Here is a 26,543-nt window from a genome sequence, read left to right as displayed (position 1 = left end):
GGCGGCGAGACCTGCTCACCGATGGTGGTGAGTCGGGAAACCACCAGCTGCTGTGCCACAGACTCCCGCGACGCGTCAATGCGAGGCGGGTGCACCGAGGCCGCCCGGCCACCTGAGCTTGTCGACTCCGGGCAGTCCCGGCCTATCGAGGGAAGGAATCCATTGAGCGACACCACCGACGTGACGTCGGATGTTTCCAACGTCGCTGGCGATGCCACCACCGCCGCCCCCGCCCGCCGTCGGCGCAGCGGCACCGGTCTGTCAGCGATGCTGCTGCCGGAGCTGCAGAGCCTGGCCGCGTCGCTCGGCATCTCCGGGACGGCGCGGATGCGTAAGGGCGAGCTGATCAGCGCGATCACCGAGCGGCAGCAGGGCGGCTCCGCCGCCGGCACCCCTCGACCGCGGGCCGAGGTCGCGGCCGCCGCCGCTCCCGCCCGGGAAGAGGTGCACGCCGAGGTTCGCGAGACCGCCGAGCAGGCTCCGGCCGCTCCGGCCACCACCGGTGAGGCCGAGGGCCGTACCCGGACCCGCCGCAGCCGGGCCGCCGCCGAGGGTCGTGCCGCCGAGGGCCGTGCCGCCGAGGCGCGGACCGAGGAGGCCGCTCCCGCCGAGACCGGCGAGCGTGGCGAGGGCCGTGGCCGGGACCGAGCCGAGCGCACCGAGCGTGGCGAGCGGGCCGAGCGTGGCGAGCGCACCGACCGGGGCGAGCGGGCTGACCGTGGCGACCGGGCCGACCGGGGCGAGCGGGCTGACCGTGGCGAGCGGGCCGAGCGTGGCGAGCGCACCGACCGGGGCGAGCGGGCTGACCGTGGCGACCGGGCCGAGCGCGGCGAGCGCACCGACCGCGGCGAGCGGGCTGACCGTGACCGCGCCGACCGGGGCGACCGCAACGACCGCGGTGGCGACCGGGCCCAGCGCGACAACGACACCGACGAGGACGGCGAGGGCGGCGGCCGGCGCGGCCGGCGCAGCCGGTTCCGTGACCGCCGGCGCGGCCGGGGCGAGCGGGCCGAGGGCGGCGACGGTGGCCGCGAGGGCGGTCGCGAGCCGCAGGTCAGCGAGGACGACGTGCTCGTCCCGGTGGCCGGCATCGTGGACATCCTCGACAACTACGCCTTCGTCCGGACCACCGGCTACCTGGCCGGCCCGAACGACGTCTACGTCTCGATGTCCCAGATCAAGAAGTACGGGCTGCGCCGCGGTGACGCGATCACCGGTGCGGTGCGGGCCTCCCGCGACGGTGAGCAGCGCCGGGACAAGTACAACCCGCTGGTCCGGCTGGACACCATCAACGGCATGGAGCCGGACGAGGCCAAGCGTCGTCCCGAGTTCTACAAGCTCACTCCGCTGTACCCCCAGGAGCGCCTGCGGCTGGAGACCGAGCCGCAGATCCTCACCACCCGGGTGATCGACCTGGTCATGCCGATCGGCAAGGGGCAGCGGGCGCTGATCGTGTCGCCGCCGAAGGCCGGTAAGACCATGGTGCTGCAGGCGATCGCGAACGCGATCACGCACAACAACCCGGAGTGCCACCTGATGGTGGTGCTGGTGGACGAGCGCCCCGAAGAGGTCACCGACATGCAGCGGTCGGTGAAGGGTGAGGTCATCGCGGCGACGTTCGACCGTCCGCCGCAGGACCACACCACGGTGGCGGAGCTGGCGATCGAGCGGGCCAAGCGCCTGGTCGAGCTGGGCCACGACGTGGTCGTGCTGCTCGACTCGGTGACCCGGCTCGGTCGGTCGTACAACCTGGCGGCGCCGGCCAGCGGCCGGATCATGTCGGGTGGTATCGACTCCACCGCGCTCTACCCGCCGAAGCGCTTCCTGGGTGCGGCCCGCAACATCGAGAACGGCGGCTCGCTGACCATCCTCGCCACCGCGCTGGTGGAGACCGGTTCCATGGCGGACACGGTCATCTTCGAGGAGTTCAAGGGCACCGGTAACGCGGAGCTGAAGCTGGACCGGAAGATCGCCGACAAGCGGACCTTCCCGGCCATCGACATCCACCCGTCCGGCACGCGCAAGGAGGAGATCCTGCTCGCGCCGGAGGAGCTGGCCATCATCCACAAGCTCCGGAAGGTCCTGCACTCGCTGGACTCGCAGGCGGCGCTGGACCTGCTGCTGGACCGGCTCAAGCAGTCCCGCACCAACATCGAGTTCCTGATGCAGATCGCCAAGTCGACGCCGGGGGAGTGACCTCACCCGGGTGAGACCCGCGAAGGGCACGGCCGCGACGGCCGTGCCCTTCGTCGTCTCCGGAGCCGGCGAGCAGTCTGGAATTTTCCTTCAGTTTGGTCGCCAGGTATTGAAACTTCTGTGCATCGCCGGGTTGACTGTCGTCCATGCGTACCCGCAGTCGATCCGCCCGCCTTCCCGGCGTCCTGCTGCTGACGCCGCTGCTCGCGCTCGCCGGCACCATTCCGGCGACCGCCGCGCCGCCCGCCGTCGGTACCACCGTCGAGGACGCGCCGCACGCCTCGTCGTACCCGGCCTCCTCGGTGGCGCTCGCCCCGACCGGCGTCGCGCCGGCCGACGGACTGGAAACCGCCCGAGCCACCCGTCCGGTCGCGCCGGGGCTCGACCTCACCTCCTTCGACCGGTACGACGGCGCCGGTTGGCTGCGCGCCGACGCGCTCACCGCCGATCTCACCGGCGGGCTGACGGTCGACTACGTCAACTCCGGGGAGGTGGCCCGGGCCGAGCCGCTGCGGGGCGCGGTCGACCGGTCCCGGGCCGTCGCCGCGGTCAACGGCGACTTCTTCGACATCAACAACTCCGGCGCGGCGCAGGGTGTCGGCATCCGCGACGGTGAGCTGATCCAGTCCCCGGTCGCCGGCCACCCCAACGCGGCCGCGATCACCGGCGACGGTCTCGGCCGGGTGGTCCAGGTGCACTTCGACGGCACCGCGACGCTGCCGGCCGGCCCGGTCACGCTGACCCAGTTCAACAACCTGGTGCAGGCCGGCGGGGTCGGCGTGTTCACCGCGCTCTGGGGGTCGTACCCCCGGCGGCGGGCGGTCGACGGGGCGGCCCGGGTCACCGAGGTGGCGGTCCGGGACGGCCGGGTCGCCACGGTGACCGGCGCGGCGGGCGAGGGGCCGATTCCGGCCGGCACCACCGTGCTGCTCGGCCGGGACGCCGGTGCGGACGCCCTCGCGGCGCTGCGCCCGGGCGACCCGGTCGACCTGCGGTGGCAGCCGAAGCCGTCGAGGGCGGCGACCTGCGGGCCGCCGTCGGCGGCGGCAACGTCCTGGTCCGCGACGGCGTGGTGCAGGCGATCGCCGACCCCACCCTGGCCCCGCGCACCGCGGTCGGCTTCACCGCCGACGGGCGACGGATGGTCCTGCTCACCGTGGACGGGCGCCAGCTGGACAGCCGGGGCGTCACGCAGACCGAGATGGGCGAGATGATGGCCGAGCTGGGCGCGCACCACGCGCTCAACCTGGACGGGGGCGGCTCGTCCACGCTGCTCGCCCGGGAGCCCGGCGCGGCGGCCGTGCAGGTGGAGAACAGCCCCTCCGACGGCACCGAACGCGCCGTGCCCAACGGGCTGGCCGTCTACGCCCCGGAAGGCAGCGGCCGGCTCACCGGGTACTGGCTGGAGACCGCCAGCGACCCGACCGCCGCGCCGGGCGTCGCGCCGGTGCGCGGCGGCCGGCCCGACCGGGTCTTCCCCGGGCTGACCCGCCGGCTCACCGCCGCCGGTCACGACGAGACGTACGGCCCGGCCGAGGGCACGCCGGCGTGGCGGGCGAACCCGGCGGCGCAGGGCACCGTGGCCGACGGGGTGTTCCGGGCGGGTGCTCCCGGGCGCAGCACCGTCACCGCCTGGCGTGGCGGTGCCCGGGGCACCCTCGACCTGACCGTGCTCGGCCCGCTCGACCGGGTGGACTCCACGGTGGACCGGGTCGGCCTGAACCGGGCCGGCGACACCGGGTTGTTCGGCGTGGTCGGCTACGACGCGGAGGGCAACACCGCGCCGATCGAGCCGGCCGACCTGAAGCTGGAGTACGACCCGGAGCTGCTGGCGATCACCCCCACCGCCGACGGCAACCTCTCCGTCAAGGCCTTGGGTGACAGCGGTTCGGCGCTGGTAACCGTCCACGTGGGCCGGCACCGGAGCGTCCTGCCGGTCACCGTCGGGCTGACCGACGTGCCGGTGGCCACCTTCGACGACGCCGCCTCGTGGCGGTTCAGCCAGGCGCGGGCCAGCGGCGCGGTCGCCCCCGCGCCGGGTCGCACCGGCACCGGGCTGAGGATGACGTACGACTTCGGCCAGTCCACCGGCACCCGCGCCGCGTACGCCGACCCGCCGGCCTGGATCCCGGTGCCGGGCCAGCCGCAGGCGTTCGGCATGTGGATCAACGGAAACGGCACCGGGGAGTGGCCCAGCCTGCACCTGCACGACGCGCAGGACACCCAGCACGTGCTGCGGGGCCCGCTGGTCACCTGGAAGGGGTGGCGCTACGTCGAGTTCGCCGTCCCGGCCGGCGTGCAGTACCCGGTGCGGGTCCGCCGGTTCTACGTGGCGGAGACCAACCCGGCCGCCCGGTACACCAGCGAGGTGGTGATCGACGACCTGGTGGCGAAGGTGCCGCCCACGGTCGACGTACCGGCCGAGCCGCCCCGCACCGACCGGGTGGTGCTGCGCGACGGCACGGTGGACGGCGCGCCCTGGCGCTTCGCGGTGCTCTCCGACGCCCAGTTCGTCGCCGCCGACCCGGACAGCGACCTGGTCGCCCAGGCCCGCCGTACGCTGCGCGAGGTCAAGGCGGCGAAGCCGGACTTCCTGATGATCGCCGGCGACTTCGTGGACACCGCGTACCCGGCGGACTTCGCGCTGGCCAAGCGGCTGCTCGACGAGGAGTTGGGCGGCGAGCTGCCCTGGTACTACGTCCCGGGCAACCACGAGATCATGGGCGCGCCGATCGGCAACTTCCGCGCCGTCTTCGGCGACACCCAGCGGGTCTTCGACCACGAGGGCACCCGGTTCGTCACGCTGAACTCGTCGACCGGGTCACTGCGCGGTGGCGGCTTCGACCAGGTGCGGATGCTGCGGGAGGCGCTGGACGCCGCCGCCGCCGACCCGGCGGTCGGCTCGGTGGTGGTCGTGCACCACCATCCGCCGCGCGACCCCAGCCCCGCCAAGGCCAGCCAGCTCGGCGACCGCAAGGAGGCGGCGCTGGTGGAGCAGTGGCTGGCCGACTTCCAGCACCGCACCGGCAAGGGCGCGCTCTTCGTCGGCGGGCACGTCGGCACGTTCCACGCCGACCGGGTGGACGGGGTGCCGTACGTCATCAACGGCAACTCGGGCAAGAACCCGTCGACGCCGCCGCAGCTCGGCGGGTTCACCGGCTGGACCGAGTTCGGGGTGGACCCGGTGACCCCGGCCGAGGCCGACCGGGCCCGGCGGGACCCGCTGGCCGAGGGGCCGCGCTGGGTCACCGCGGAGTTCCACGCCCACACCGACCGGCTGACGCTGACCGCGCCGGACGCCGTGGCGGTCGGCGCGGCGGCCCCGGTGACCGCGACGCTGACCCAGCCCGGTGGTCGTACCGTGCCCGTGGCGGCGCCGGTCAGCGCCGACTGGTCCGCGTCGCCGGGCGTCCACGTCGGCACCGCCGACGGCGTGCGGCCCTGGCACGTGGCCCGCTTCGACCCGGCCACCGGGAAGCTGACCGCGTTGCGGGCCGGCGCGCAGGTGCTGCTCGCGGTGACCGTCAACGGCGTCCGCGCCGAGGCGACGGTCGCGCTGACGGCGGCGGAGGCAGCGGGGGAGGCACCCGCCGCCTGACCCACCCGGCGCATGCCGGGCATCCCGCCCGCCGGTCGGCCCCCTACGGCGAGGGGCCGACCGGCGGTGCGTTCCGGCCCGGTCGTCGGTCGTCCGGATACCGGACGTCGGGTGTTGCCGTGGCGGCAGCAGAGCAAAGCGTGTGCAGTAGGCGTCCGCCCGGGGGCCGCGGTGCGCCGAGCGCCTAGAAGTCGCCCTCGGCGACCTGGAAGACGGTCAGCCCGAGCGACCGCCACATCCGCACCACCTGCTGCCGGTCGTCGAAGACCCCGACCACCCGGTACTGGTCGCGTACCTCGCGCTCGTAGATCTCCCGCTTCACCACGGCGTCCTTGCGCGAGTCGCCCTCCGCGCGCAGGTGCAGACCGAGGTACGGCACCCGGACGTGCCGGTCCAGCCAGGCGACCGTGGCGGCGCGGGCGGTGGCGTCGCGCCCGGAGCAGAAGACCACCCCGTACCCGGCGGCGTGCATCGCCCGGACCGCCGCGATCACCGCCTCGTTGGGTTCGTCCTCGCTGACCCGGGTCATGTCGTACGGGCTGCGGGAGACGTTCAGCGCCACCGTGCCGTCGATGTCCACCAGCACGATCTCCGGCGGGCCGGCCGGGGCCGGGTCGACGGTGCCGGCCCGGCCGGTGCGGGCCGTCGGCACCGGTAGCGGCAGCGGTCGGTCGGCCAGGTACCGCTCGTGCAGCCGGCGGATGGCCGGCTCGCCGACCCGGTCCACCTCCGCCCGCACGGCGTCGCGGCGCAGGCACTCCTCCAGCGGCACGTCGGTGAAGTCGTGCACCTCGAACTCGGCGTCGTAGCGGGCGGCCAGGTCGGCCCAGTCGCGCAGGGTGCGCGAGCGCAGGTTGGTGTCGTCCACGCAGACGCTGACCCCGGCCCGCAGCAGCGCCTCCACCTGGGCCCGCTGGGCGAGTGTCACCTGGTACTCGGCCCGCTGGGTGAACAATCGCTCGCCGTGCAACATGCGGCGCAGGTCGTCCCGGTTCACCCGGGCCACGGCGGGTTGCAGCGTGCGGGCGAAGGTGGTCTTGCCGGAGGCGGGCAGCCCGCGGGTGGCGATCAGTCGGGGCATCCTGCCCATCCCGCGCGGCTCAGGGACGAATCGGGCACCGTCCCACCGTACGCCGGGGGAGGGAATGCTGGTCGACGGTGGCGGGAATGCGAGCAGGGAGGCGGGCGTTTCCACTGCCGGACCGATCGTGCGGCCCGCTTACCGGGTCGGCTCACGCCCATGGCACACTGGTCAATCGGCCACCGGTTCCGGTTCACGCCCGAGTCCGTCGCGCACCACGTGACGGGGAGATCAGCGGCGACCCGGCGACCACCGACGAAAGGACCGAGGCGACATGAAGCCCAACATCCACCCGGAGTACGTGACCACCGAGGTCTCCTGCTCCTGCGGTAACACCTTCTCGACCCGCAGCACCGCCAAGGGCGGTTCGATCCACGTCGAGACCTGCAGCGCCTGCCACCCGTTCTACACCGGTAAGCAGCGCGTTCTCGACACCGCCGGCCGGGTCGCCAAGTTCCAGCAGAAGTACGCCAAGGTTCAGGCGAAGAAGGCCAAGTAGCTCCACCGACGACGCCCGTGTCCGGCTTGCGCCGGGCGCGGGCGTTCGTCCATTCCGCCCCCGATCACGCCCGTCCGTCCGTCGAAGGAGCATCCCCCGCATGAGCAGCGAGCGCCTGGCCTCCCTCCTCGACGAGTACGCCGAGCTGGAGAAGCGGCTGGCCGACCCGGCCATCCACGCCGATCAGGGCACCGCGCGCCGGGTCGGCCGCCGGTACGCCGAGCTGGTCCCGCTGCACAAGGCCGCCGGTGAGCTGGAGCAGGCCCGCGCCGACCTGGCCGCGGCCCGGGAACTGGCCGCCGAGGACCCGTCCTTCGCCGGGGAGGCGGAGTCGATCGCGGCGAGCCTGCCGGCGCTCGAGGAGCGCCTGGCCGAGCTGCTGATCCCGCGCGACCCGCACGACGCCAAGGACGTGATCATCGAGATCAAGGCCGGCGAGGGCGGGGAGGAGTCCGCGCTCTTCGCCGCCGACCTGCTGCGGATGTACACCCGGTACGCCGAGCGGCACGGCTGGCTCACCGAGGTCATCGACGCGCAGGACTCCGACCTGGGCGGGGTCAAGGACGTCTCGCTGGCGATCAAGACCAAGGGTGTCCCCGAGGGCGGCAACGGCGTCTGGTCGCGGCTGAAGTGGGAGGGCGGCGTGCACCGGGTGCAGCGCGTGCCGGTCACCGAGTCGCAGGGGCGCATCCACACCAGCGCCGCCGGTGTGCTGGTGCTGCCCGAGGCGGAGGACGTCGACGTCACCGTCGACCCCAACGACCTGCGGATCGACGTGTTCCGCTCGTCCGGGCCGGGCGGCCAGTCGGTGAACACCACCGACTCGGCGGTGCGGATCACCCACCTGCCGACCGGCGTGGTGGTCTCCTGCCAGAACGAGAAGTCCCAGCTGCAGAACCGTGAGCAGGCGATGCGCATCCTGCGGGCCCGGCTGCTCGCCGTCGCCCAGGAGCAGGCCGACGCCGCCGCCTCGGACGCCCGCAAGGCGCAGGTGCGCACGGTCGACCGCTCGGAGCGGATCCGCACCTACAACTTCCCGCAGAACCGGATCAGCGACCACCGCATCGGCTACACGGCGTACAACCTGGACCTGGCGCTCGCCGGCGACCTGGACGGCGTCCTCGACGCCCTCGCCGAAGCCGACCGCGCCGCCCGCCTGGCCGGCGACCCCGAGCTGACCCGCCGCTGACCCACCGCGCGCCCACAGCGGGCGGCCCCATCCGGGACGCACTTTCAGAGAAAGCGCGGGGGTGGGGGGGGTCAGGAGGCGTGGGGGCGGGACTTGGCGCGGAGCATTTCGCGGTCGGCGATCTCGAAGGCGGTGCCGAGCGCGTCGCGCAGCGCGCCGTTCGCGCCGTCCACCTCGGCGAAGCCGATGCTCACCCCGACCGGGGTGCCGGGCACCAGGGACTCCCAGTCCTCGGTGCGCACCGCCGCGTGGATCCGCCGGGCCACCTCGGCCGCCTCGGTCATCCCCGTCCCGGGGAGCACCACCACGAACTCGTCCCCGCCGTAGCGGGCCACGAAGTCGCCCCGGCGCATCACCCGGTTGATCACCCCGGCGATCCGTTGCAGGACCAGGTCCCCGGAGTGGTGGCCGTGGGTGGTGTTGACCGCCTTGAAGCCGTCCAGGTCGCAGACGCCGATCACCACGCGCTCGCCCCGGGAGGTCACCGAGGCGATGTAGCGCTCCAGCCGACGCCGGTTGGGCAGGCCGGTGAGCGGGTCGGTCAGCGCCTCGCCCTCGTACCGGGCGGCCTCGCGGCGCATCTCCTCGTGGTCGATCCGGGCGGCGATGCCGTCGATGTACACGTCCCGCAGCCGGTCGTTGCGCTGCGCGGCCAGCCGGAACGCCATCCGGTCGGCCCGGTGCGCGGCCACGTGGTCGCCGGCCCGGGCGTACGCGATGCTGCGCAGCCGGGCAGGCTCGGCCGCGCCGAGCGTCTCGTTGGAGACCCGGGCGCCGTCGAGCCGGGTGATCGCCTCGATCGGCTGGCCGGCGGCCACCGCCAGGCAGATCTGCCCGAGTTGCCGCATGTCCCGGGCGCGGGCGCTGTCGCCGCCGTGCCGGAGCAGCCGGACCGGGTCGGTCTGCGTACCCGTCTCCAGGGGGTCGCCGAGGGCGGCGCGGCGGGCCGCCGCGTAGCCGTAGGCGACGAGGCTGCTGGGGCGGATCCGGTCGCTGCGGCCGTCGCGGACGAACCGGTTCAGGTCGATGGCGATGTCGCGCAGCACCCGCAGGCAGCCGTCGCTGTCGCCGTTGTGGTCGAGGGCGACCGCGTTGCGCAGCCGGATGCCGGGCGCGGCGAACACCTCCTCGGGGATGCCGGCGGCCAGCCCGTGCTGCCGGGCCCGCTCGATCGCGCCGAGGGCGTAGCCGTGGAAGCTGAGGTACGAGTAGGCCATCGCCAGGTCGTGCCAGCCCCAGGCGGTGTCCCGGTCGCGCTCCTCGGCCGCGCCCAGCGCCCGGGCGGCGCGGACCAGGTGGGTCACGCACCGGTCCAGCGCGCCCTGATGGTGCGCGGCGAGCGCGGCCAGTGCGTTGAGGTGCCCGTGCAGGTACGGCTCGGGCAGGTCGCGGACGGCGGTGGCGGCCTCCTCGATGGCCCCGGTGAACTCGGCCGTCCGACCGAGATTGATCAGTGCGCAGAGGCGCTGCACCAGCGCGTCGGCGCGGGTGTGCGGGTTGGTGGTGGTGCGCAGCACCCGTTCGAGCAGGGCGCACGCCTCGGCGGACCGGCTCGTCTCCTGCAGGGTGCGGGCGCGCTGGAGGGCGTCAACCTGGTCATCGACCCGGTCGAGCCACCCCACTGCCAACCTCCTGTCGGTGTGCGTCGGGACGCCCCCGCTCGTGACCTGACCCGCGACGCATCATGATTATGTCGTGACCTCCCTCCCGCGCCACCCCTCCGAAGGGACAGAACGCGAGCGGCCCTCGCTCGCGGTGGCCCGTGCCGCCCGCGCCCTGGCCGCCGCCGGGGTGCCCTCGGCCCGGGCGGAGGCGGAGCTGCTCGCCGCGTACGTGCTGGACGTGCCCCGCGGCCGGCTGGCGCTCGCGGACGGCTTCACCGCCGCCCAGCGGGCGCGGTTCGAGGCGTTGGTGGCCCGGCGGGCCGAGCGGGAGCCGTTGCAGCACCTGACCGGGCGGGCCGGGTTCCGGCACCTGGAGCTGGCGGTCGGGCCGGGGGTCTTCGTGCCCCGGCCGGAGACCGAGCTGCTCGCCGGCTGGGGGATCGAGGCGGCCCGGACCCGGCCGGTGCCGCTGGTGGTGGACCTGTGCAGCGGCTCCGGGGCGATCGCCCTGGCGGTCGCGCAGGAGGTGCCGAGGGCCCGGGTGGTGGCCGTGGAGCGGTCCCCGGCCGCGCTGGAGTGGCTGCGCCGCAACGCCGCCGACCGGGCCGCCGCCGGCGACCGGCCGGTCGAGGTGGTCGCGGCCGACGTCACCGACCCGGAACTGCTGGCCGCGCTGGTCGGCGAGGTGGACGTGCTGCTCTGCAACCCGCCGTACGTGCCCCGGGCGGTGGCCGTACCGCCGGAGGTGGCCGGGCACGACCCGGACGAGGCGGTCTTCGGTGGGGCGGACGGGTTGAGCGTGATCCGGCCGGTGCTGGCCCGCGCCGCGCGGCTGCTGCGCCCGGGCGGCGCGCTGGGCGTGGAGCACGACGACACGCACGGGGCGGCGGTGCCGGCGCTGCTCGCCGCCGACGGCCGCTACGCCGAGGTGACGGAGCACCGGGACCTCGTCGGGCGGCCCCGGTTCGCCACCGCGTCCCGGCGGTCGGACGGCCCGCACCCCGCCGCGGCGGCCCCGGCGTGGCAGACTGGCTCCTCGTGATGCTCTACGACTGTCGGTCGCCCGCCGACCGGGACCGCGGCATCGCCGCTGCCATCGAGGCGGTCAAGAACGGCGAGCTGGTCGTCCTGCCGACCGACACGGTCTACGGGATCGGCGCGGACGCCTTCACCCCGTACGCCGTCAAGGCCCTCGCGGACGCCAAGGGCGGCAGCCGGCAGGCGCCGCCGGTGCTGATCGGTTCCCGGCACACGCTGGACGGCCTGGTCTTCTCGTTGCCGCGGGCCGCGCGCGACCTGGTCGAGGCGTTCTGGCCGGGTGCGCTGACCATCGTGGTGGAGCACTCGCCAAGCCTGGCCTGGGACCTGGGCGACGCCAGCGGCACGGTGGCGGTCCGGATGCCGCTGCATCCGGTGGCGCTGGAGGTGCTGCGGGAGACCGGCCCGATGGCGGTCGCCTCGGCGAACAAGGCGGGGCAGCCGGCCGCGCTGACCGCCGAGGAGGCCCGCGACCAGCTCGCCTACTCGGTCCGCGCCTATCTGGAGGCCGGGCCCTGCCCCGACCCGGTGCCGAGCACGATCGTCGACCTGACCGGCGAGGTGCCCGGGGTGCTCCGGCTGGGCGCGATCGGCCTGGACAAGCTCCGCGACGTGGCACCGGACATCCTCGACGAGCGGGGGGCCTGAGTGCCGCCGTTCACCGTCCTGCACGTCTGCATGGGCAACATCTGCCGCTCGCCGATGGCGGAACGGCTGCTGGTGCTCGCGGTCCGCGAGCGGCTGGGCCGGCTCGGCGTCGACCCGGCCCGCTCCGACGAGCTGCTGCACAGCCACAGCGCCGGCACCGGCGGCTGGCACGCCGGCGAGGAGATGAACCCGCCGGCGGCCCGGCAGGTGCTGGCGCGCGGCGGTGACGTGGACGGCTTCGCCGCACGCAAGCTGCGGTCGGATCTGATCGACGCCGCCGATCTGGTCCTCACCGCCACCGCCGACCAGCAGGAGTACGTGGTGGCGCTGCGGCCGGACGCCGCGTCGCGCACCTTCGTGCTCGGTGAGTTCGGCCGGCTGCTGGGGCTGGTGGACGCCGCCGCCCTGCCGCCGGCGGAGGCCACCGGGGAGGCGGTGTACGCCCGGGGCGTGGCCCTGGTGGCGGCGGCCGACGCGGCCCGGCAGGGCGCGTCCGCGCTGCACTCCGACGAGCTGGACGATCCGTGGGGCCGGGGTGACCAGTGCTTCAGCCGGGTGGCCGACGAGATCGAGGAGACCGTCCACCCGCTCACCGCGGCGCTGCTGCCCTGACCCCCGCCCGGGTGAACCGGGCGGCGTGTCCGGTGCTCCGCGCCGCGTCCCGCTCGCGAATTTCCTCCGGGTTTCGCGAAACATGAGGGCAGAAGGGGCGTAGCGGGTCATTCTGAACGGGTCCTGACGGCTCCTGCGGGGAGTACTGATGATCCGGGCCCATCTCGACAAGTTGCTCACCGTGGTGATCGCCGGCGTGCTCGCCGGACTGGTGCTGGCAGCGGCGGCCCTGCCGGCCGCGCTGGTGCTCGGGTTGGGTTTCGGCGCGCTCGCCGCGCCCTACGCGGAGCTGCCGTCGAGCCTGCGCACGCCACCCACCGCGCAACGGTCGAACCTGTACGCCAACGACGGCCGCACCCTGATCACCTCGTTCTACACCGAGGACCGCGTCGAGGTGCCGCTGGCGAAGGTGGCGCCGGTGATGCGCCAGGCCATCGTGGCCGCCGAGGACACCCGCTTCTACCAGCACCGCGGCGTCGACCCGCGCGGGGTGATCCGGGCCTTCACCGTCAACCGGCGCGACGGCCACACCCGGCAGGGCGCGTCGACGCTGACCATGCAGTACGTGCGCAACGTGCTGGCCAGCGATCCCCGGCTGACCCGGGAAGAGCGCCGGGCGGCCACCGAGATCACCGTCGCCCGCAAGCTGCGGGAGGTGCGGTACGCCCTGTCCCTGGAGCGGGAGCTGGACAAGGACGAGATCCTGCGCCGCTACCTCAACATCGCCTACTTCGGCGCCGGGGCGTACGGCATCGCCGCCGCCAGCAAGCGCTACTTCTCCACGTCGCCGGCGAACCTCACCCTGCCCCAGGCAGCCCTGCTCGCCGGCCTGGTCCGGTCGCCGGACACCGACGACCCGATCAACGGTGACGCCGACGCGGCCCTGCGCCGCAAGGCGTACGTGCTGGACCGGCTGGTCGACGCGGGGCAGGTGTCGGCGGCCGAGGCGGCGCAGGCCAAGGCCGCCCCGCTGGCGCTGCGCCCCAGCGAGACCCCGAACGACTGCACCGGCGTGCCGCAGGCGCAGAACGACTGGGGCTTCTTCTGCGACTGGTTCACCCAGTGGTGGAGCGCCCAGCCGGCCTTCGGCTCCTCCGCCGCGGAGCGGCAGGACACCCTGCGCCGGGGCGGCTTCCGGATCGTCTCCTCGCTGGACCCGGCCGTGCAGCGGGCCACCCTGCAGCAGGTGCTGGACATCTACCGCGTCACCGACCGCCGGGCCGTACCGACCGCGGTCGTCCAGCCCGGCACCGGGCGGGTGCTGGCCATGGCGGTGAACCGGAACTACAGCGTCGACCGCAACCCGCGCGGGCAGAAGAACTACCCGAACACGGTCAACCAGCTCGTCGCCGGCGGCAACGGCATCGAGGGCTACCAGGCCGGCTCCACCTTCAAGCTCTTCACCCTGCTGGCCGCCCTGGAGTCCGGGCTGCCGCTGGACACCGGCTTCACCGCCCCGGGCCGGATCCTCACCCGGTTCCCGGCCGGCGCCGGGACGGCCAGCTGCGGCGGCGCCTGGTGCCCGGTCAACGCCACCCCGTCCTGGATGAACGGGCGGCACACCATGTGGAGCGCCTTCGGCCGCTCGGTGAACACCTACTTCGCCTGGCTGATCGAGCGGGTCGGCGCGGACCGGGCGGTGGAGATGGCCGAGCGGCTGGGCATCGTGTTCCGCGCCGAGGGCGACGCCCGGCTGGCCCGCTCCGGCGCCCGCAACTGGGGCCCGTTCACCCTCGGGGTCTCCTCGACCACCCCGCTCGACCTGGCCAACGCGTACGCCACGGTGGCCGCCGAGGGAACCTGGTGCGCGCCGCTGCCGGTCGTGTCGATCACCGACAGCGCCGGGCAGGAGGTGGCCGCCGGGCGCCCGGACTGCCGGCAGGTGGTCGACACCGACGTGGCCCGGGCGGCGGTGGACGCGGCCCGCTGCCCGGTGGGCGACCAGACGATGTACAACCGCTGCGACGGCGGCACCGCCGACGTGCTCCGGCCGCGGCTGGGCCGCCCGGTGGCCGGCAAGACCGGCAGCTCCGACGGGTACGAGGCCGAGTCGGTGGTCGCGTTCACCCCGCAGCTCGCCATCGCCTCGATGGCGGCGAACCCGGACGACCCCCGGGACGCGGTCGGGCGGGCGGTGCAGGCCAGGATGGTGGACGCGGTGGGCCGGGTGCTCGCCGCCGCCCTCGAGGGGCAGCCCATCCGCGACTTCGTCCCGCCCAGCGAGGCGGTCGCCTTCCGCGAGACCGGTCCCCGCGACGACAACTGACCTCGGACCGGTCCCGGCGACGGTAACTGACCCTCGGACCGGTCCCCGCGACGGCAACTGATCCGCCGGAGCGGTTCAGCGGGCGCGGTGTTCGGCTCCGCGCGCGATGTTGCGGGCCATGCCGCCGAAGACGACGGCGTGGAACGGGGCCACCGAACCCCAGTAGGCGTGTCCGGCCAGGCCGCGGGGGAGGAAGACGGCGCGCTGCACGTACCGGCTGCGGCCGTCGGTGGTGGGCTCGACGCGCATCTCCAGCCACGCCCGGCCGGGCAGCCGCATCTCGGCCCGCAGCCGCAGCAGCTCGCCCGGCACGATCTCCTCGACCCGCCAGAAGTCCAGCGCCTCGCCGACCTGGAGGTGGTGCGGGTCCCGCCGGCCCCGGCGCAGCCCGACCCCGCCGATCAGCCGGTCCAGCCAGCCCCGCAGCGACCAGGCCAGCGGGAACGAGTACCAGCCGTGCTCGCCGCCGACCCCCTCGATGACCCGCCAGAGCGCGGTCGCCGGGGCGGCGACGTCACGTTCCCGCACGTCCGTGTAGACCGTGCCGCCGGACCACTTCGGGTCGCTGGGCAGCGGATCGGCCGGCGCGTCCGGACCGCTCGCGGTGGACCAGCGGGTCTCCACCTGGGCGTCGCGCACCTTGGCCAGCGCCAGCGCGACGGCCTGGTCGAAGCCGGCCAACCCGTCCGGCGGGTCGGGGATGTACCGGGCGATGTCGTGCTCGCGCGCCACCGCCTCGTGGACCAGGCTCTCCACCAGCGGCCGGGCGATCTTGTTCGGCACCGGGGTGACCAGCCCCACCCAGTACGAGGAGAGCGACGGCGTCAGCGGCCGTACCCGCAGGATGACCCGGCGGCGCAGCCCGGCCACCCGGGCGTAGCGCTGCATCATCTCCTCGAAGGTGAGCACGTCCGGGCCGGCGATGTCGAAGGAGCGGTCCACCTCGGGCGGCAGGGTCGCGCAGCCGACCAGGTAGCGCAGTACGTCGCGGACCGCGATCGGCTGAATCCGGTTGCGTACCCAGCGCGGGGTGACCATCCCCGGCAGCCGCTCGGTGAGGTAGCGCAGCATCTCGAACGAGGCCGAGCCGGATCCGATGATCACCGCGGCCCGCAGCACCACCGTGGGCACGCCGCTGGCGAGCAGGATCCGCGCCACCTCCGCCCGGGACCGCAGGTGCGGCGAGGGGACCTCGCCCTCCTCCTTCGGCTCGGGGCCGCCGAGGTAGACGATCCGGCGTACGCCGGCCGCGGCGGCCGCCTCGGCGAAGTGGGTCGCCGCCTCCCGGTCGGCCGTCTCGAAGTCGGCCTGCCCGAGCGAGTGCACCAGGTAGTACGCGACGTCGACGCCCGCGAACGCGGCGGGCAGGGTCTCCGGCCGGCGCAGGTCGCCCTCGACCACCTCGGCCTGCGCCGCCCAGGGCACGTCGCGCAGCCGCCCGGCCTTGCGGGCCAGGCAGCGCACCTCGTACCCCTCGGCCAGCAGCCGGGGCGCGAGCCGCCCGCCGATGTAACCCGTGGCTCCCGTGACGAGGCATCTCACGGTTTCCAGTGTGCGGCCCATAGACTCCTTCGCTGTGGAGAACGCGAGCAACACCTTCTGGGGGCCGGACTTCCAGCAGCTCAGCACCGTCGACCCGGAGATCGCCGGGGTGGTGCTGGGCGAGCTCGACCGGCTGCGCGGCGGCCTGCAGCTGATCGCCAGCGAGAACCTCACCTCCCCGGCGGTGCTCGCGGCGCTCGGCTCGACGCTGACCAACAAGTACGCCGAGGGTTACCCCGGCCGGCGCTACTACGGCGGCTGCGCCGAGGTCGACCGGGCCGAGGAGATCGGCATCGCCCGGGCGAAGGAGCTCTTCGGTGCCGAGCACGCCAACCTCCAGCCGCACTCCGGGGCCAGCGCGAACCTCGCCGCGTACGCCGCCCTGGTGCAGCCCGGCGACACGGTGCTGGCGATGGACCTGCCGCACGGCGGGCACCTCACGCACGGCAGCCGGGTGAACTTCTCCGGCAAGTGGTTCCACACCGTCGGCTACACGGTCCGGCGGGACACCGAGCTGATCGACTACGACGAGGTCCGCGACCTCGCCCTGGCGCACCGGCCCAAGATGATCATCTGTGGGGCGACCGCGTACCCCCGGCTGATCGACTTCGCCCGGTTCCGGGAGATCGCCGACGAGGTCGACGCGTACCTGATGGTGGACGCCGCGCACTTCATCGGGCTGGTCGCCGGTCAGGCGATCCCGTCGCCGGTGCCGTACGCCGACGTCGTCTGCTTCACCACCCACAAGGTGCTGCGCGGCCCGCGCGGCGGCATGATCCTCGGCCGGGAGTCGCTGGCCGCCCGGATCGACAAGGCGGTCTTCCCGTTCACCCAGGGCGGCCCGCTGATGCACGCCGTCGCGGCCAAGGCGGTCGCGCTGCGCGAGGCCGCGCAGCCCGACTTCCAGGCGTACGCGGCGCGGGTGGTGGAGAACTCCCGGGCGCTCGCCGCCGGGCTGGCCGCCGAGGGGATGCGCCCGGTCTCCGGCGGCACCGACACCCACCTGGCCCTGGTCGACCTGCGCGAGACCGGGGTGACCGGGGCCGAGGCCGAGGCCCGCTGCGACGCCGCGACGATCACCCTGAACAAGAACGCCATCCCGTACGACCCGCAGAAGCCGATGGTCGCCTCCGGCATCCGGGTCGGCACGCCGAGCGTCACCACCCAGGGCATGGGCGTGCCGGAGATGCGTCAGGTCGCCTCGCTGATCGCCCGCGCGGTCCGCACCGACCCGGCCGCACCGGGGGGCGCCGACACGCTCACCGGGATCGCCGCCGAGGTCGCCGAGCTGGTCGCCGCCTTCCCGGCGTACCCCCGTGGCTGAGCCCGGGGTGCGCGCGCCGGAAGCGGCCGCGGACCGGCGCTGGCGACTGCGCCACCTGCCGGTGCTGCTGCTCGCCTCGGCGGTGCTGGGCGCGGTGGCCGCCCTGGTCGGCGGGGTGGCCGGCGGGGGCGACGCGGCGCTGGGCGCCGTCGCCGGGGTGGCCGTGACGACGGCCAGCTACACGCTGACCACGGTGGTGCTGGCCTGGGCCGACGCGGTCAACCCGCAGCTGGTGCTTCCGTTCGGGCTCGGCCTGTACGCCGCCAAGTTCACCCTGCTGGGCGTGGTGATGGTGGCCGTGGCGTCGACCGGCTGGGACGGGCTGCTCCCGCTCTGCCTCGGCATCGCGGCGGGCGTGGCGGTCTGGACCGGGGTGCACATCTGGTGGCTGACCAGGGTGCACCGGCGCGGGGTGGCCGGCTGACCGGTCCGGGCGCACACCGACCGTGATCGGTTCGTGGCGGCGTCCCACCTGGCGGACGACGCGCCCGGCTGTCCACCTTCGGTCATTTTCTGACCGGCGGAAGGGGAGTAGCGTTCCCCCAGACGACGTGACCCGCCAACGGCCCACACAACGACGGTTGTGCGGGGGGTGAGGCACAGCCTCGTCTTCCCGGCTGATATCGTTCGCCCCGTCATGGCTGGTGACCAAACCCCCCAACCCAATGGCGGCTCAGGCGACGTTCCGTCCGGTGCCGGCCAGGGTTGGACCGCGCTCGGATACCTCATCACGGGCATGGTCTTCTGGGGATTCATCGGCTGGCTGGTCGACCAGTGGCTCGACTCCGGCGGCATCGCCACCGGGATCGGCGTCGTGCTCGGCATGGCCGGGGGAATCATCCTGGTCGTCCGCCGACTCGGCACGCCTACTTAGGAAGGGACGCGGTGTTCGGACAGGCGAACGTCCTGGCAGCGGGCCAGGCGGCATTCCCACCCAGTGTGGAGGACTTCTACCTGCCCAGCATCCTGCCCTGGGGTGCGCACGACTCGTACTGGTTCACGAAGATCACTGCGATGGTCTGGATCGCCGTCGGCGTCCTGATCATCTTCTTCCTGGCCAGCTACCGGAAGCCGCAGCTGGTCCCGACGAAGAAGCAGTGGTTCGCCGAGTCGATCTACGGCTTCGTGCGGAACAACATCGCGGTCGACATGATCGGGCACGCGGGGGTGCGGTTCGCGCCGTACTTCACCACGCTGTTCTGCTTCATCCTGCTGACCAACTTCTTCGCGATCCTGCCGGGCTTCCAGATCTCGCCGAACTCGCACATCGCCTTCCCGGCGATCCTCGCGGTGATCAGCTACGTGCTCTTCATCTACGCGGGCATCAAGCACCACGGCGCTGGCAAGTTCATCAAGAACTCCCTGATCCCGCCGGCACCCTGGTACATCCTGCCGCTGCTGATCCCGATCGAGTTCTTCTCGACCTTCCTCGTCCGGCCGTTCTCGCTGGCCGTCCGTCTCTTCGCGAACATGTTCGCCGGCCACATGCTCCTGCTGGTCTTCACGCTCGGCGGCTTCGCGATGCTCAGCGCCAACACCTGGCTGGCCCCGGTCTCGGTGCTGTCCTGGGTGATGACCATCGCCCTGACCTTCCTCGAGTTCCTGGTGATCGTCCTGCAGGCGTACGTCTTCACGGTGCTGACCGCCAGCTACGTGCAGGGCGCGCTCGCCGACGAGCACTGATCCACTTTGCACCAACCGTTGTCGTCCCGCGTGACCGTCACGCGTGATAACCAGGAGGAACCACACCAATGGACGCTAGCGTTCTCGCCGCGGTAGAGGGCAGCACCGCCGCCATCGGCTACGGCCTCGCCGCCATCGGCCCGGGCATCGGCGTCGGCCTGGTCTTCGCCGCCTACATCCAGTCGACCGCCCGCCAGCCGGAGTCGTCCCGGATGACCCTGCCGTACGTCTGGATCGGCTTCGCCGTCATCGAGGCGCTCGCGCTGCTGGGTATCGCCTTCGGCTTCATCTGGGCTGGCGCCTGATCCACCCCTGTTGACCGGGAGGTAACCATGTACCACCTGCTCGCCGCCGAAGGTGGTGAAACGGCCCACAACCCGATCGTCCCGCTGTGGCAGGAGCTCGTGGTCGGGACGGTCGCCTTTGCCGTGCTCTGCTTCGTGCTGATGAAGTTCGTCTTCCCCCGCATGGAGCAGACGTTCCAGGCGCGGGTCGACGCGATCGAGGGTGGCATCAAGCGCGCCGAGGCCGCCCAGGCCGAGGCCAACCAGCTCCTCGAGCAGTACCGCGCGCAGCTCGCCGAGGCGCGCACCGACGCCGCCAAGATCCGGGACGACGCCCGGGCCGACGCGGAGGGCATCCGCCAGGACATCCTCGCCAAGGCGCGGGAGGAGTCCGACCGGATCATCGCGGCCGGCAAGGAGCAGCTCGCCGCCGAGCGGGCCACCATCGTGCGCGAGCTGCGCACCGAGGTCGGCACGATCGCGGTGGACCTGGCCAGCAAGATCGTCGGTGAGTCCCTCGCCGACGAGGCTCGTCGCAAGGGCACCGTCGACCGGTTCCTGAGCGGTCTCGAGAGCGCGGGGGCCCGCTGATGCAGGCCGCCAGCCGGGAGTCGTACAAGGTCGCGGCCGAGCACCTCGACGCGTACGCGCGCAGTGCCGACCCGGTCGCGGTGGCCCACACCGCGAACGACCTGCTCGCCGTCGCCGGCCTGCTTCGGCGGGAGCCCCGGCTGCGGCGGGCCCTCTCGGACCCCGCCCGGTCCGGGGCGGACCGCGCCGGTCTGCTCGGCGAGATGCTGCGGGGCAAGATCGGCGAGGGGGCGCTCGACCTGCTCGCCACGATGGTCGCCGGTCGCTGGTCGGCGCCGTCGGAACTGCTCGACGGCGCCGAGCGGCTCGGCGTGGAGGCCGTACTGGCCAGCGTCGACGCCGCCGGTGACCTGGGTGAGGTCGAGGACGAGCTGTTCCGCTTCGGGCAGGTCGTCGCCGGCCAGCCCGAGCTCTCCGCGGTGCTGTCGAACCCGGCGGTCCCGGTGGACCGGCGGGGCGTCCTGGTCGGCGAGCTGCTGGCCGGCAAGGCCCGGCTGGCCACCGTCCGCCTCATCGAGGTGGCGCTCTCCGGCTTCGGCGGGCGCTCCTTCACCGGATCACTCACCCGGCTGGTCGAGCTGGCCGCCGAACGGCGGGACCGTCAGGTGGCGTACGTCACCGTCGCGGCCCCCCTGAGTGACGAGGAGGAGCGACGCCTGGGTGCGCGCCTCTCCGCGATGTACGGTCGAGAGGTTTCCGTCAAGCAGACGGTCAACCCGGAGGTGCTCGGTGGGGTGAGCGTCCAGGTCGGCTCCGACCTGTACGACGGCACCGTCCTGCGCCGCCTCAACGAGACCCGCAACGCGCTCGCGAAGCGCTGACCAGCGTCTCGCAGCCCCTGATCGACGCCATTCGGACCGGTCGGTACTAGGTATCCCGGGACCCTGATACTTAAGGAAGCAGAGGATGGCCGAGCTGACCATCTCGACGGAGGAGATCCGCGGCGCCCTGGAGCGCTACGTCTCCTCCTACTCGTCCGACGTCTCCCGCGAGGAGGTCGGCACCGTCGCCGACACCGGCGACGGCATCGCCCACGTCGAGGGCCTGCCCTCGACCATGACCAACGAGCTCCTGGAGTTCGAGGACGGCACGCTCGGCGTGGCGCTGAACCTCGACGTCCGGGAGATCGGTGTCGTCGTTCTCGGTGACTCCGCCAAGCTGGAGGAGGGGCAGCGCGTCAAGCGCACCGGCCGGGTGCTCTCCGTGCCGGTCGGCGACGCCTTCCTCGGTCGCGTGGTCGACGCGCTCGGCCAGCCGATCGACGGGCTCGGTGACATCGCCAACGAGGGCTTCCGCGAGCTGGAGCTCCAGGCCCCGAACGTGATGTCCCGGCAGTCCGTCGACGAGCCGCTGCAGACCGGTATCAAGGCGATCGACGCCATGACCCCGGTCGGTCGGGGCCAGCGTCAGCTGATCATCGGTGACCGGAAGACCGGTAAGACCACGGTCGCCCTGGACACCATCCTCAACCAGCGGGACAACTGGCGCACCGGCGACCCGAAGAAGCAGGTCCGCTGCATCTACGTCGCCATCGGCCAGAAGGCCTCCACGATCGCCGGCATCAAGGGCATCCTGGAGGAGGCGGGCGCGATGGAGTACACCACCATCGTCGCCTCCCCGGCCTCCGACCCGGCCGGCTTCAAGTACCTCGCCCCGTACACCGGCTCGTCCATCGGGCAGCACTGGATGTACGGCGGCAAGCACGTCCTGATCGTCTTCGACGACCTGAGCAAGCAGGCCGAGGCGTACCGGGCCGTGTCGCTGCTGCTGCGCCGCCCGCCGGGCCGCGAGGCCTACCCGGGTGACGTCTTCTACCTGCACTCCCGTCTGCTGGAGCGCTGCGCGAAGCTCTCCGACGAGCTGGGTGGCGGCTCGATGACCGGTCTGCCGATCATCGAGACGAAGGCCAACGACATCTCGGCCTTCATCCCGACCAACGTCATCTCGATCACCGACGGCCAGATCTTCCTGGAGACCGACCTGTTCAACCAGGGCGTCCGGCCGGCGATCAACGTCGGTACCTCGGTCTCCCGGGTCGGTGGCGCCGCGCAGGTGAAGCCGATGAAGAAGGTCGCCGGCTCGCTGCGGCTCAACCTGGCCCAGTACCGCGAGCTGGAGGCGTTCGCCGCCTTCGCCTCCGACCTGGACCGGGCCTCGCAGAACCAGCTCAACCGCGGTTCCCGCCTGGTCGAGCTGCTCAAGCAGCCGAACTACTCGCCGTACCCGGTGCAGGAGCAGGTCGTCTCGGTCTGGGCCGGCGTCGAGGGCAAGCTGGACGACATCCCGGTCGGCGAGGTCCGTCGCTTCGAGGCCGAGTTCCTCCAGTACCTGCGGCACAAGCACGAGGGTGTGCTGGCCGGAATCGCCGACAACCAGTGGAACGACGACATCATCTCGTCGCTGGACTCGGCCATCGCCGAGTTCAAGCAGGTCTTCCTGGGCAAGGAGGACGAGCGCCGGATCAACGAGGCCCCGGCCGCGCCGCTCGAGGGCGAGGAGAACCGCGAGACGGTGACCCGCTTCCGCGACGGCCAGACCGACCGCCCGGCCGAGAGCTGATCCCATGGCGGCCCAGGTTCGCGTTCTTCGTCAACGGATCCGCTCGGCGAAGTCGATGAAGAAGATCACCAAGGCGATGGAGCTCGTGGCGACGAGCCGGATCGCCAAGGCCCAGGCCCGGGTGGAGGCGTCCCTGCCGTACGCCCAGGCCATCACCGGCGTGCTCACGGCGCTGGCGTCCAACGCGCGGATCGACCACCCGCTGCTCACCCCGCGTGAGCGGGTGCGGCGGGCGGGCGTGCTGCTGGTCACCAGCGACCGCGGCCTGGCCGGTGGTTACAGCTCCAACGCGATCAGGCAGGCGGAGTCGCTGATCGCCCGGCTCAAGGCCGACGGCAAGGACCCGGTGCTCTACGTCATCGGCCGCAAGGGCGTCGGGTTCTACCGGTTCCGTGACCGGGAGATGGCGGCGAACTGGACGGGCTTCTCGGAGCAGCCGTCCTTCGCCGACGCCCGCGAGGTGGGCGAGACGCTGATCAAGGCGTTCTCGGCCGGCGCGGACGACGCGGACGGTCAGGCCGGGGCGGACGGGGTGCTCGGTATCGACGAGTTGCACATCGTCTACACCGAGTTCCACAGCCTGATGACCCAGACACCGGTCGCGAAGATCATCGGCCCGATGCAGGTCGAGGATCGGCCGAAGTCCGAGGGGCTGCTGCCGGCGTACGAGTTCGAGCCGGAGGCGGAGGCGCTGCTCGACGCGCTGCTGCCGAAGTACATCAACACGCGGATCTACGCGGCGTTGATCGAGTCGGCGGCGAGCGAGTCGGCGTCGCGGCGGCGGGCGATGAAGAGCGCCACCGACAACGCCGAAGAGATGATCGAGAAGTACACGCGCGAGATGAACTCGGCCCGCCAGGCCGGGATCACCCAGGAGATCAGCGAGATCGTCGGCGGCGCTAACGCGCTGGCCGCGTCGGGAAGTGAAGTGTGATGACTGCCCCAGTAGAGACCAAGACGGCCACGGGTCGCGTGGTCCGGGTCATCGGCCCGGTCGTCGACGCCGAGTTCCCGCGCGACGCCATGCCGCCCCTGTTCAACGCGCTGCACGTGAACGTGACCCTGTCCGGCGGTGAGAAGAAGCTGACCCTGGAGGTCGCCCAGCACCTGGGTGACAACATGATCCGCGCCATCTCGATGCAGCCGACCGACGGTCTGGTTCGCGGCTCGGAGGTGCGCGACACCGGCTCCGGGATCACCGTTCCGGTGGGCGACGCGGTCAAGGGTCACGTGTTCAACGCGATCGGCGAGGTCCTCAACCTCACCGAGGGTGAGACGCTCACCCCGGACGACCACTGGCAGATCCACCGCAAGGCCCCGGCCTTCGCGGACCTGGAGCCGAAGACCGAGATGCTGGAGACCGGCATCAAGGTCATCGACCTGCTCGCCCCGTACGTCAAGGGCGGCAAGATCGGCCTGTTCGGCGGTGCCGGCGTGGGCAAGACGGTGCTCATCCAGGAGATGATCACCCGTGTCGCCCGGAACTTCGGCGGTACGTCGGTCTTCGCCGGCGTGGGTGAGCGCACCCGTGAGGGCAACGACCTCATCGCCGAGATGACCGAGTCCGGTGTCATCGACAAGACCGCGCTGGTCTACGGCCAGATGGACGAGCCGCCGGGCACCCGGCTGCGGGTGGCGCTCTCCGCGCTGACCATGGCGGAGTACTTCCGGGACGTGAAGAAGCAGGAGGTGCTGCTCTTCATCGACAACATCTTCCGCTTCACCCAGGCCGGTTCGGAGGTCTCCACGCTGCTCGGCCGCATGCCGAGCGCCGTGGGTTACCAGCCGACCCTGGCCGACGAGATGGGCCAGCTCCAGGAGCGGATCACCTCCGTCCGGGGTCAGGCCATCACCTCGATGCAGGCGATCTACGTGCCGGCGGACGACTACACCGACCCCGCCCCGGCCACCACGTTCGCCCACCTCGACGCGACCACCAACCTGGAGCGGTCGATCTCCGACAAGGGCATCTACCCGGCCGTGGACCCGCTGGCGTCCTCGTCCCGGATCCTCGCCCCGGAGTTCGTCGGCGAGGAGCACTTCCAGGTCGCCACCGAGGTGAAGCGGATCCTGCAGCGCTACAAGGACCTGCAGGACATCATCGCCATCCTCGGTATCGAGGAGCTCTCCGAGGAAGACAAGATCACCGTGGCCCGGGCCCGGCGGATCGAGCGCTTCCTGTCGCAGAACACCTACGCCGCCGAGCAGTTCACCGGCGTGCCGGGCTCGACGGTCCCGATCGCGGAGACCATCGACGCGTTCAAGAAGATCAGCGAGGGCGAGTACGACCACTTCCCCGAGCAGGCCTTCTTCATGTGCGGCGGTCTCGAGGATCTGGAGCGCAAGGCGAAGGAACTGATGTCGGAGGGCTGAGAACTCCGTCACAGCGCACGAAGGCCACCCCGGCCCGCCGGGGTGGCCTTCGGCCTTTCCGGACCTGTTAGCGCCCCGTGTCCGGTTGTCGGTGCGGCGATTCCCACGACGGCGCGGTACCGTTTCGAGCGCGGCGCCCGACAACCGGCGTCGATTCGGTGCAACATTTCGGCTGCGTCCGCCCGTCATATAAGCCGTGGGCGTGACGACGAATGGAGAAGCGCGTGGTTAAGGCCGGCAAGGGCGGCGGCAAGCCGTCCATGTGGTCGGGCGTGCCGCGGTGGGCCAGGATGTGCACCGTCTTCGGCGCCGTGCTCATGCTGCTCAGCGGCGTGGTGCTGGTCGGCTACGAGGCGCTGCTGACCCGGTACGAGGGCGCCGTCGGCAAGGCCGACCTCTTCGGCGACCAGGCGGCCGGGGCGCAGGAGCGCAAGAGCAGCGTGAAGGGCCCGCTCAACATCCTGCTGGTCGGCACCGACCCGCGCAAGCCGGAGGACCGGCCGCTGGCCGACTCGATCATGGTGCTGCACGTGCCGGAGACGATGGACCGGGCGTACCTGTTCTCCCTGCCCCGCGACCTGTACGTCGACATCCCGAAGTTCGACAAGGCCGGCTTCCCCGGCGGCGCCGGGAAGCTCAACGGGGCCATGTCGAACGGCAGCGTCGTGCAGGGGCAGAACCCGAGCACCCCGCAGGGCTTCGAGCTGCTCGCCATGACCGTCCAGAACGTGACCGGCATCGAGCGCTTCGACGCCGGCGCGATCATCAACTTCACCGGCTTCCAGAAGATCGTCGACGCGATGGGCGGCGTCGACATGTACATCGAGCGGGACGTGAAGTCCGAGCACCGCGAGCCCGACGGCACGCACCGCAAGGGCAACCCGTACGGCCCCGGCTACATCGGGCCGCAGGCGGAGTACAAGAAGGGCAACCAGCACCTGAGCGGCTGGCAGGCGCTGGACTACGTGCGGCAGCGCTACCCCAAGAACGGCGTCCCGGACGGCGACTACGGCCGCCAGCGCCACCAGCAGCAGTTCATCAAGGCGATGGTCAAGCAGGCGTTCAGCGCCGACGTGGTGACCAACCCGATCAAGCTGGACCGGGTGATCCGGGCCGCCGGCCAGTCGTTGACCTTCAACGGCCGGGGCAACAGCGTGGTCGACTTCGCCATCGCCCTCAAGGGTGTGCGCCCGGAGAACGTCGAGCTGATCAAGCTGCCGGGCGAGGGGATCGGCACCGGCAGCGCGTACCGGGGTGAGCGGCTGCTGCCCGCCGCGGACGACTTCTTCACCGCGCTGAAGAACGAGCAGCTGGACGCGTTCCTGCTCGAACACCCGGAGTTCCGCAACCGCAACAAGTGACCGCCCGCCACCGCCGGGTCGGCTTCCCGCCGACCCGGCCCGGCCGGTCACCACGCCGGTGGCGCAGGTCTCGCCACCCGCGTTGGGGCGCTCCC

Annotated in this window: 22 protein-coding genes; 19 read left to right on the top strand and 3 right to left on the bottom strand. The window is 72.7% G+C overall.

Annotation, left to right across the window (positions count from 1 at the left end; genetic code table 11):
- The first annotated feature begins 162 nt into the window (after nt 1-162).
- The gene (gene rho / locus V6U88_RS00670; protein ID WP_334448973.1) at nt 163-2,196 is read left to right on the top strand and encodes a transcription termination factor Rho; all 2,034 of its coding nucleotides are present in this window, start codon (nt 163-165) and stop codon (nt 2,194-2,196) included.
- A 994-nt stretch (nt 2,197-3,190) separates the two neighbouring features.
- Nucleotides 3,191-5,794 carry a phosphodiester glycosidase family protein gene (locus V6U88_RS00665; protein ID WP_334448972.1) on the top strand — a complete coding sequence of 868 codons (2,604 nt, stop codon included), beginning with the start codon at nt 3,191-3,193 and terminating at the stop codon, nt 5,792-5,794.
- A 184-nt stretch (nt 5,795-5,978) separates the two neighbouring features.
- On the opposite strand, the gene V6U88_RS00660 is transcribed toward V6U88_RS00665, so the two are convergent.
- Complete coding sequence (locus tag V6U88_RS00660; protein ID WP_334448971.1) at nt 5,979-6,875, bottom strand: phosphatase domain-containing protein; 897 nt, start codon at nt 6,873-6,875, stop codon at nt 5,979-5,981.
- Nucleotides 6,876-7,149: 274 nt separating this feature from the next.
- On the opposite strand from V6U88_RS00660, the gene rpmE reads away from it, so the two are divergent.
- Together rpmE and prfA are read left to right on the top strand one after the other, a co-directional pair.
- Entirely contained in the window at nt 7,150-7,374 is a 225-nt protein-coding gene (gene rpmE, locus V6U88_RS00655; RefSeq protein ID WP_088960558.1) for a 50S ribosomal protein L31, read from the top strand.
- A gap of 100 nt (nt 7,375-7,474) precedes the next feature.
- Complete coding sequence (prfA, locus tag V6U88_RS00650) at nt 7,475-8,563, top strand: peptide chain release factor 1 (RefSeq protein ID WP_334448969.1); 1,089 nt, start codon at nt 7,475-7,477, stop codon at nt 8,561-8,563.
- A 71-nt stretch (nt 8,564-8,634) separates the two neighbouring features.
- On the opposite strand, the gene V6U88_RS00645 is transcribed toward prfA, so the two are convergent.
- Nucleotides 8,635-10,185 (bottom strand): GGDEF domain-containing protein, encoded by a 1,551-nt coding sequence (locus V6U88_RS00645; protein WP_334448968.1) that lies wholly within the window; start codon nt 10,183-10,185, stop codon nt 8,635-8,637.
- A gap of 73 nt (nt 10,186-10,258) precedes the next feature.
- Between V6U88_RS00645 and prmC the strand changes: the two genes are divergently transcribed.
- The 4 genes from prmC (at nt 10,259) to V6U88_RS00625 (ending at nt 14,731) form a co-directional block, all read left to right on the top strand.
- The gene (prmC, locus tag V6U88_RS00640; protein WP_334448967.1) at nt 10,259-11,209 is read left to right on the top strand and encodes a peptide chain release factor N(5)-glutamine methyltransferase; all 951 of its coding nucleotides are present in this window, start codon (nt 10,259-10,261) and stop codon (nt 11,207-11,209) included.
- Nucleotides 11,209-11,853, top strand: a complete 645-nt coding sequence (locus V6U88_RS00635; RefSeq protein WP_334449844.1) for an L-threonylcarbamoyladenylate synthase — start codon at nt 11,209-11,211, stop codon at nt 11,851-11,853. The genes prmC and V6U88_RS00635 overlap by 1 nt, the downstream gene beginning before the upstream one ends.
- Nucleotides 11,854-12,465, top strand: a complete 612-nt coding sequence (locus tag V6U88_RS00630) for an arsenate reductase/protein-tyrosine-phosphatase family protein (RefSeq protein ID WP_334448966.1) — start codon at nt 11,854-11,856, stop codon at nt 12,463-12,465.
- Nucleotides 12,466-12,613: 148 nt separating this feature from the next.
- Entirely contained in the window at nt 12,614-14,731 is a 2,118-nt protein-coding gene (locus V6U88_RS00625) for a transglycosylase domain-containing protein (protein ID WP_334448964.1), read from the top strand.
- A gap of 75 nt (nt 14,732-14,806) precedes the next feature.
- On the opposite strand, the gene V6U88_RS00620 is transcribed toward V6U88_RS00625, so the two are convergent.
- Nucleotides 14,807-16,273: an SDR family oxidoreductase gene (locus V6U88_RS00620; RefSeq protein WP_334448962.1), complete on the bottom strand. Its 1,467-nt coding sequence runs from the start codon at nt 16,271-16,273 to the stop codon at nt 14,807-14,809.
- A 34-nt stretch (nt 16,274-16,307) separates the two neighbouring features.
- On the opposite strand from V6U88_RS00620, the gene glyA reads away from it, so the two are divergent.
- From glyA to V6U88_RS00565, 11 genes are all read left to right on the top strand, one after another.
- Nucleotides 16,308-17,597, top strand: coding sequence for a serine hydroxymethyltransferase (gene glyA, locus V6U88_RS00615; RefSeq protein WP_334448960.1), 1,290 nt, complete (start codon nt 16,308-16,310; stop codon nt 17,595-17,597).
- A complete protein-coding gene (locus V6U88_RS00610) occupies nt 17,590-18,021 on the top strand; it encodes a hypothetical protein (protein WP_334448958.1) in 432 nt (143 codons plus the stop codon). Before glyA ends, V6U88_RS00610 begins: the two co-directional genes overlap by 8 nt.
- 213 nt (nt 18,022-18,234) lie before the next feature.
- Nucleotides 18,235-18,471, top strand: coding sequence for an AtpZ/AtpI family protein (locus V6U88_RS00605; RefSeq protein ID WP_334448956.1), 237 nt, complete (start codon nt 18,235-18,237; stop codon nt 18,469-18,471).
- A gap of 11 nt (nt 18,472-18,482) precedes the next feature.
- The gene (atpB, locus tag V6U88_RS00600; RefSeq protein WP_334448954.1) at nt 18,483-19,280 is read left to right on the top strand and encodes a F0F1 ATP synthase subunit A; all 798 of its coding nucleotides are present in this window, start codon (nt 18,483-18,485) and stop codon (nt 19,278-19,280) included.
- A 68-nt stretch (nt 19,281-19,348) separates the two neighbouring features.
- Nucleotides 19,349-19,585 carry a F0F1 ATP synthase subunit C gene (locus tag V6U88_RS00595; protein WP_088960568.1) on the top strand — a complete coding sequence of 79 codons (237 nt, stop codon included), beginning with the start codon at nt 19,349-19,351 and terminating at the stop codon, nt 19,583-19,585.
- Between the two features lie 27 nt (nt 19,586-19,612).
- Nucleotides 19,613-20,155 carry a F0F1 ATP synthase subunit B gene (locus tag V6U88_RS00590; RefSeq protein WP_088960569.1) on the top strand — a complete coding sequence of 181 codons (543 nt, stop codon included), beginning with the start codon at nt 19,613-19,615 and terminating at the stop codon, nt 20,153-20,155.
- Nucleotides 20,155-20,976: a F0F1 ATP synthase subunit delta gene (locus V6U88_RS00585; RefSeq protein ID WP_334448949.1), complete on the top strand. Its 822-nt coding sequence runs from the start codon at nt 20,155-20,157 to the stop codon at nt 20,974-20,976. The genes V6U88_RS00590 and V6U88_RS00585 overlap by 1 nt, the downstream gene beginning before the upstream one ends.
- Before the next feature lie 85 nt (nt 20,977-21,061).
- Nucleotides 21,062-22,714 carry a F0F1 ATP synthase subunit alpha gene (atpA, locus tag V6U88_RS00580; RefSeq protein ID WP_334448947.1) on the top strand — a complete coding sequence of 551 codons (1,653 nt, stop codon included), beginning with the start codon at nt 21,062-21,064 and terminating at the stop codon, nt 22,712-22,714.
- Nucleotides 22,715-22,718: 4 nt separating this feature from the next.
- Nucleotides 22,719-23,648, top strand: a complete 930-nt coding sequence (locus V6U88_RS00575) for a F0F1 ATP synthase subunit gamma (protein ID WP_334448945.1) — start codon at nt 22,719-22,721, stop codon at nt 23,646-23,648.
- The gene (atpD, locus tag V6U88_RS00570) at nt 23,648-25,087 is read left to right on the top strand and encodes a F0F1 ATP synthase subunit beta (protein ID WP_334448943.1); all 1,440 of its coding nucleotides are present in this window, start codon (nt 23,648-23,650) and stop codon (nt 25,085-25,087) included. Before V6U88_RS00575 ends, atpD begins: the two co-directional genes overlap by 1 nt.
- 260 nt (nt 25,088-25,347) lie before the next feature.
- Nucleotides 25,348-26,448, top strand: coding sequence for an LCP family protein (locus V6U88_RS00565; protein WP_334449843.1), 1,101 nt, complete (start codon nt 25,348-25,350; stop codon nt 26,446-26,448).
- Nucleotides 26,449-26,543 lie beyond the last annotated feature (95 nt).

This window comes from Micromonospora sp. CPCC 205739 (assembly GCF_036906795.1).
Classification (GTDB): domain Bacteria; phylum Actinomycetota; class Actinomycetes; order Mycobacteriales; family Micromonosporaceae; genus Micromonospora.
The sequence above is the reverse complement of the archived record's forward strand: the minus strand, read 5'-3'. Positions and strand labels throughout refer to the sequence as shown.

Bases quoted from the DNA above. Each gene is read 5' to 3' on its own strand.
- V6U88_RS00565 (WP_334449843.1), top strand. From the start codon at position 25,348: ATGTGGTCGGGCGTGCCGCGGTGGGCCAGGATGTGCACCGTCTTCGGC.
- V6U88_RS00660 (WP_334448971.1), bottom strand. From the start codon at position 6,875: ATGCCCCGACTGATCGCCACCCGCGGGCTGCCCGCCTCCGGCAAGACC.
- prfA (WP_334448969.1), top strand. From the start codon at position 7,475: ATGAGCAGCGAGCGCCTGGCCTCCCTCCTCGACGAGTACGCCGAGCTG.
- V6U88_RS00590 (WP_088960569.1), top strand. From the start codon at position 19,613: ATGTACCACCTGCTCGCCGCCGAAGGTGGTGAAACGGCCCACAACCCG.
- V6U88_RS00595 (WP_088960568.1), top strand. From the start codon at position 19,349: ATGGACGCTAGCGTTCTCGCCGCGGTAGAGGGCAGCACCGCCGCCATC.
- atpA (WP_334448947.1), top strand. From the start codon at position 21,062: ATGGCCGAGCTGACCATCTCGACGGAGGAGATCCGCGGCGCCCTGGAG.
- V6U88_RS00585 (WP_334448949.1), top strand. From the start codon at position 20,155: ATGCAGGCCGCCAGCCGGGAGTCGTACAAGGTCGCGGCCGAGCACCTC.
- rpmE (WP_088960558.1), top strand. From the start codon at position 7,150: ATGAAGCCCAACATCCACCCGGAGTACGTGACCACCGAGGTCTCCTGC.
- V6U88_RS00625 (WP_334448964.1), top strand. From the start codon at position 12,614: ATGATCCGGGCCCATCTCGACAAGTTGCTCACCGTGGTGATCGCCGGC.
- V6U88_RS00575 (WP_334448945.1), top strand. From the start codon at position 22,719: ATGGCGGCCCAGGTTCGCGTTCTTCGTCAACGGATCCGCTCGGCGAAG.
- V6U88_RS00605 (WP_334448956.1), top strand. From the start codon at position 18,235: ATGGCTGGTGACCAAACCCCCCAACCCAATGGCGGCTCAGGCGACGTT.
- atpD (WP_334448943.1), top strand. From the start codon at position 23,648: ATGACTGCCCCAGTAGAGACCAAGACGGCCACGGGTCGCGTGGTCCGG.
- V6U88_RS00635 (WP_334449844.1), top strand. From the start codon at position 11,209: ATGCTCTACGACTGTCGGTCGCCCGCCGACCGGGACCGCGGCATCGCC.